Raw genomic sequence first — 1,865 nt, 5'->3', positions numbered from 1 at the left:
ATACATTATAATAACCCAAAGATAGATCCATATAGAAATTGTTTTTGTTGTACATTAAAAAAGCATTTCCATTCCCATATACACCACCTTTACGCATATTAAGTTCGCTACTGATCTGAGTAGCAATTAAATCTTCTCCTTTCTCCAAAATAATATTTATACTTCCATTCTCTGAAGCCAGATTACTGGCAGATGAAACAGGAGTAACAATAATTTCTTTTATCTTATCAGTTGGAATTGATTGTAAGAAAGCCTCAATACTTTTCCCGTTAAGATTTCTCTTATGTCCATTTATAAGTAATGCTGTTGGCCGTCCGTTTAAGGAAATACCTCCTGATGAAACCTGTATGCTTGGTAACGTTTGCAAAAGTCGTGTGAGATTATAAGTTATGGTATTCCCTAAAGTTCTCGGAGAAAACACGATATTCCCCTCGGTATTTATTTTCACCCCCTTTTTATAAGCAGTAATAACTACTTCATCAATGCTTTCCATACGTTCTTTCATTATAAAGAGATGTTCTTTATTAGTCGGAACAATATTTTCACGGATAGGATGAAAAGCAACATGACTAATATTAATCTGGTAAGGCTGATTTAATGGGACTTCAATGGTAAAATAGCCCAATGTATCGCTTAACCCATATCCAATTACATGAATGCTGTCTTTTTGTACTTCTATGTAAGCAGCTTCAACGGCATTTCCATTGGAATCTACTATCTTCCCATTCAATAAATAGTTGTCTGCAAAAACAGATAATCTGCAAAGAAGGAATAAATATATAAATAAATATCTAAGGCGTAGTATAAAACTTTCCATAGCTTTTTCATTTGCATCATTTAATTCTCTTTGCTTTTCCTATTTCTTTGCATTGGACATCAGATCTTGGGAAGCCTTTATATTGGAGTACTCCTGCTGCTGATATCTCTCCTTTCAGCCTTTCGGTTACATAGGCTTTTGCTTCTCCGGAGTCATCAATATGGCAATCAAGTTCTTCCATAACAAATTCGTATGCGTTGATTTTTCCTGCATCCACAACCTTATATTCCCCTGATTTTGCTTCCCCCTTCAAAAATAATTCTCCGCAATCCTTGACCTCGGCACTCAGATCGGAACAGTGTAAATCATCCACATTCAGTTTTCCTACACCAGAAACCTGTATTTTACAATTCTCTTCAACTTCTATGGCTTGTTTACTGCGTACATCTGTTGCTCCTCCTGCTGTCAGTTCAAGACTTTTTGCATTCAGTCCTGTTTGGAAGATAAAGCGATAAGTACCATCAATTTGTGCTTTATTCAATTCGACGGATTGGCTGTTTATAATCAGACGAGTTGGCAGTAAACGCTCATTATTTCGAGTATTTATAATGAGACAGCCATTTTCTACTTGTATTTTTAAATAAGGAAGTAAGTTGCTGTCAATTGTCAGTTGTACAGAGGGGTGGCTTTCTTTTTGTGAATAATTGAAAACAGATTTTTCAATGTTGCCTCCTATTTTCAGTTGGGTATATTCGGATATTGGGATTTCTTTGGTAACGATATTCCCATCTCCTTTTATAGTCTTAAAATTTTCGGCAGCAATTGTTGAAAAGGCCAAAAAGGCAATTAAACATAAAAATAGTGTTTTGCGCATAATAGTTAAGATTTGTTTTATGGTTATTTGTTTGATAATCTGCAGTTGATTGAAAGAGGCAGAAGCCATGAGCAAGAGCCTGGTCAACCTGACTGAAAACAAAGGCAAGTTATAAAAAATAGTATAAAGCAGCAAGAAAAAGAACGGATTTTATAGATTGTAGCAGCTGTTTTATAAATGGTCCGGAAGAACAGTCAGAAGAACCATACCTTATTATAATCTGGACATGATTAA

The 1,865-nt window shown here is 35.1% G+C and carries 2 protein-coding genes; both read right to left on the bottom strand.

Translation table 11 applies throughout. From position 1 onward, the window contains the following. Nucleotides 1-817 (bottom strand): TonB-dependent receptor (locus BACCOPRO_RS18060; protein WP_008142877.1); only part of this gene is annotated, 817 nt, incomplete at its 3' end. Nucleotides 818-833: 16 nt separating this feature from the next. Further along, the gene (locus BACCOPRO_RS08750) at nt 834-1,631 is read right to left on the bottom strand and encodes a GIN domain-containing protein (protein WP_162231619.1); all 798 of its coding nucleotides are present in this window, start codon (nt 1,629-1,631) and stop codon (nt 834-836) included. Nucleotides 1,632-1,865 lie beyond the last annotated feature (234 nt).

Source organism: Phocaeicola coprophilus DSM 18228 = JCM 13818 (assembly GCF_000157915.1).
In the GTDB taxonomy this organism is placed as follows: Bacteria; Bacteroidota; Bacteroidia; order Bacteroidales; family Bacteroidaceae; genus Phocaeicola; species Phocaeicola coprophilus.
The sequence above is the reverse complement of the archived record's forward strand: the minus strand, read 5'-3'. Positions and strand labels throughout refer to the sequence as shown.